Genomic DNA, 4116 nt, shown 5'->3' with positions numbered 1-4116 from the left:
TTCAAGACCGAGCTGATCAAACCTCGCGGTCCCTGGCGCACCGTCGAGCAGGTCGAGATCGCCACCCTCGAATACGTCGACTGGTTCAACCACCGCCGCCTGCACAGCGCGGCCGCGGACATGCCGCTAGCCGAGCTGGAAGACGCCCACTATGGTCACCACCCGGCCCAACCCCAGCCGGAGCACTCAAGCCGATAGCTCTCCGGACATGCCGGGGCGATTCACCGCACTGGTCGGCCCCAGGGTGGGGTTAGCGGGGTCAGAACTGCAGGCCGAGCGCCCACCCACCGAGCAGGAACGCGAAGCCGGTGATCAACACGACCCCGACGACGTTGAGTAGCAGACCGCCCCGCACCATCTGACCGATTGTGACCACCCCCGATCCGAACACGATCGCGTTCGGCGGTGTCCCGACCGGCAGCATGAACGCGCACGTCGCGGCCAGGGCGGCGGGGATGAGTAGAGTCATTGAATCGGCGCCGATGCCAATCGCCACCCCACCGAGGATCGGGATGAACGTTGCGGCCGTCGCGACGTTGCTCGTGATCTCGGTCAGGAACAGTACGATCGTCACCACCGCGGCGGTCAGTAGCAGGATTGGCAGCACACCGAGCCCGGCGAGACTGGCGCCGATGAACTCGTCGAGCCCGCTGGAGGCTACCGCCCCGGCGAGGGCGAGCCCGCCGCCGAAGAGGACCAGCACGCCCCATGGCAGACCGGCCTGCGCATCGGGCCAGGTGAGCAGCATGCGGTACTGACTGCCCCGGCGATCGGCCGCAGCCTCGTCGGGCGGGACGGTCGAGGCCGGCAGCAGGAACAGCGCGATACCCGCCGCGAGCGCGATCGCCGAATCGTTGAGGTCGCCGAGCCACGGCAACGCGGTGTCGACGGCATCGAACTCGGTCAACAGCCCAGGTGCGATCCAGAGAAACGCGGCGGAGGCGAACACGGCCAGGATCCGCTTCTCGGCGGTGCTGGCCGAGCCCATCTCGCGCAGCTGCTGGTCGATCATCTCCCGGCCGCCGGGGATTTCGGTCAGCGTAGTCCGGAACAGCACCCGGGTGATCAGCAGCCAGGCGATGATCACGAACACGACGACGATCGGAACGCCCAGCTGCATCCAGCCCACAAAGCTGATCTCGCGGTCGAGCTCGTTCTGCACGTAGCCGGCGACGACCGCGTTGGGTGGGCTGCCCAGCAGGGTGCCGAGGCCGCCGATCGATGCGGCCCACGCCACCGACAGCACGAGACCGACGCCGAACGAGCGCACGGCGGGGTCACGGATGGTCTCGCTCAGCGGGGCGCCGCGCTGGACCTCGTCACCGCTGTGCCCGGCACGCTCGGCGACCACTGCGAGCACCGACAGGGCGATGGGCAGCATCATGAGCGTGGTCGCGGTGTTGGAGACCCACATCGACAGGAACGCCGTCGCGACCATCATGCCGAGCACGATGCGGGTCGGTGTCGTGCCGACTCTGCGCAGGGTCAGCAGTGCGATGCGGCGGTGCAGGTGCCACTTCTGCATGCCTATTGCGATGAGGAACCCGCCGAGGAACAAGAAGACGACCGGGTCGCCGTACCGGGCACTGGTGTCCGAGACCGAGAGAATGCCGAAGGCGGGGAACAGCACCACCGGCAACAGTGCGGTCGCCGACAGTGGGATTGCCTCGGTGACCCACCAGACCCCCATCAGGACCCCGATCGCGGCGACGAGCCGCGCATCGGGGGGAAGCTCCACGGTCGCGCCGAGCAGCACCCATGTGAGAACCGCCAGACCCAAACCGAGCAACCGCAGGAGCCACGTCGCTCGCGCCGACCGTCCGTTGGCGGCGCCTGCGGAGGCCCCGGTCGGGGAGGTGGGCCGGGTTTCGCTCTCGCTTCTCGTGGCCGTCATCGCCGGCCCCCCCCGGCTTTCCGGCCCCGCGACTGCTCGAGACAGGTACGCGACATGCGACGGTCCCGGCGGCCATGGCTCGCCGACGGACCTCGGCTCGTCGAGGAGAGTGCGGGATGAGGTGGGTGCCAGGTCGGTAGTGGTCAACTGAGCTCCAAAGACACGACGTTGTGAGGCGGGAGACGACAGCGGCGCCGGGACCACCCGGAGGACGGCCCGGCTTGCCGGGTCAGTTGTGCAGCTCGCGCAGGACCTTGTAGAAGGCGGCCTTCTGCTCGAATCCGATGCCGGGGGTCTCGGTGAGCCCGACCCGGCTGTCCTTGACCACGGCGCCGTCGGCGAACCCGCCGGTGGGCTGGAACTCGCCGGGGTAGGACTCGTTGCCGCCGAGCTTGAGGGCCGCGGCGATGTGCAGGGAGAACTGGTGTCCGCCGTGCGGGATGCAGCGGCGCGAGGACCAGCCGTGCTGGGCGAGCATGTCCTGCACCCGCAGGTACTCGGTCAGTCCGTAGCTCAGGGCGGGGTCGACCTGGATGTAGTCACGGTCCGGGCGCATGCCGCCGTAGCGGATCAGGTTGCGGGCGTCCTGCAGGGAGAACAGGTTCTCCCCGGTCGCGATGGGCCCGCGGTAGTGCTCGGACAGGGTCGCGTTGAGGCGATAGTCCAGCGGATCGCCGACTTCCTCGTACCAGAACAGGTTGTAGGGCTCGATCGCCGAGCCGTAAGCCAAAGCCGTGGGCAGGTCGAAGCGCCCGTTCACGTCGACGGCCAGCCGCGACCCGTCGCCGTGGAGCACCTCCAACACCGCCTCGATACGACGCAGGTCCTCGGCGAGATCCGCGCCGCCGATCTTCATCTTCACCACGCGGTAACCCTGATCGAGGAATCCGCGCATCTCGTCCTGCAGATCCGACAGAGTCTTGCCCGGGGCGTAGTAGCCGCCCGCGGCGTAGACGAACACGCTGTCGTCGGGGTCACCGTCGCCGTGGCGCTCCGACAGCCACCGGTACAGCGGCTGGCCCGCGACCTTCGACGCCAGGTCGAACAGCGCCATGTCGAGGACGCCGACGGCCACCGAGCGTTCGCCGTGCCCGCCCGGCTTCTCGTTACGCATCACCACGTCCCACGCCCGAGTCGGGTCGAGCTGACCGTCCTCCGCCACTAGCGCCTCCGGAGCGGCGTCGAGCAGTCGCGGGATGATGCGGCGGCGCAGGATGTCACCGGCGCTGTAGCGACCATTGGAGTTAAAGCCGTAGCCGACGACCGGCTCGCCGCCTCGCATCACGTCGCTGACGACCGCCACGATCGAGCAGTCCATCGAACTGAAGTCGATCCAGGCATTGCGGATCGAGGAGCTGATCGGGATAGCACCCTCGTGCACGGAGATGATCTTCATTGACGTACCTGTCTCTCGAGTCTGCGGTGGGGTTCGGCTCCCGGTGGCACGAGCGGCAAGCCGGTTCGTTCACCATTAGCGACCATCAGACCGAGAACGTCCAAGACCAAAATACCAGTCGATCAATAGGTGCAGCCTATCGCTGGGCGGAGAAGGTCACTTCCGTTGTCGTGGCGATTGCGCAGAACCGCTCCGCGGCAGGGCTGACGAAGGACGGGGGCAGGACCAGGGCGACGTGCAGGATCTCCTCGGTGTCGACCGTGCGAACGGTCAAGCCGGCAGCCTGGGCCATGTCGCGCCAGGAGTCGGCCACGACGGCCACTCCCTGCCCGGCCAGGACAAGGGGCAGAAGTGCCTCGCGTTGCTCGACCTGGGCGACCACGCGGCAGCCGGTCGAGGCCGGGATCGAGTCGGCTACACGTCGCATGCCTGTTCCGAGCTGCCCGACCACTAGATCCAGGTCGCGCAGCTGCCGTACCGGCACAGGCCCCACGCCGGCGGGGAGGGCTTCCGGGTCGCGGGCCACGATGACATAGCCCTGAACGAACAGAGGTTCGATTCGTACTGTGGCATCCCGTAGGGGACCGTTGGACACGGCGAGAAGCCCGATGTCCGCGGAGCCTTCTACGACAGCCGTGCACACCTCATCCGGCGTTCTGGCGGTACTGATCCCGACCGAGACTCCCGGATGTGCGTCCCGAGTGGCGTCCACCAGAGTGGTGTGTGACCGGCCCGGTGACGGGCGGAGCCTCGTGTAGGGCGGCCACCGCGTGATCTTCTTGAACACCTCTCACAGAACTCAAGAAGGACGACCACGCGATGACCG

At 67.8% G+C, this 4116-nt stretch carries 4 protein-coding genes; 1 reads left to right on the top strand and 3 read right to left on the bottom strand.

Going from position 1 to position 4116, the window contains the following annotated elements; all coding sequences use genetic code 11:
* Positions 1 to 198: IS3 family transposase (locus ACLFMI_RS26695; RefSeq protein WP_410950725.1), on the top strand; the 198-nt coding region annotated here is incomplete at its 5' end.
* Positions 199 to 259: 61 nt separating this feature from the next.
* Here the strand turns inward: ACLFMI_RS26695 and ACLFMI_RS26690 are convergent.
* From ACLFMI_RS26690 to ACLFMI_RS26680, 3 genes are all read right to left on the bottom strand, one after another.
* Positions 260 to 1894, bottom strand: coding sequence for an SLC13 family permease (locus ACLFMI_RS26690; RefSeq protein ID WP_410950724.1), 1635 nt, complete (start codon positions 1892 to 1894; stop codon positions 260 to 262).
* A gap of 229 nt (positions 1895 to 2123) precedes the next feature.
* The gene (locus ACLFMI_RS26685; RefSeq protein ID WP_410950723.1) at positions 2124 to 3290 is read right to left on the bottom strand and encodes a mandelate racemase/muconate lactonizing enzyme family protein; all 1167 of its coding nucleotides are present in this window, start codon (positions 3288 to 3290) and stop codon (positions 2124 to 2126) included.
* A gap of 136 nt (positions 3291 to 3426) precedes the next feature.
* Complete coding sequence (locus tag ACLFMI_RS26680; RefSeq protein WP_410950722.1) at positions 3427 to 4002, bottom strand: LysR family transcriptional regulator substrate-binding protein; 576 nt, start codon at positions 4000 to 4002, stop codon at positions 3427 to 3429.
* Positions 4003 to 4116: the final 114 nt, after the last annotated feature.

The organism is Pseudonocardia nantongensis, assembly GCF_046546495.1.
Taxonomy (GTDB): Bacteria; Actinomycetota; Actinomycetes; order Mycobacteriales; family Pseudonocardiaceae; genus Pseudonocardia; species Pseudonocardia nantongensis.
This window is presented reverse-complemented; position numbering and strand designations above follow the sequence as displayed.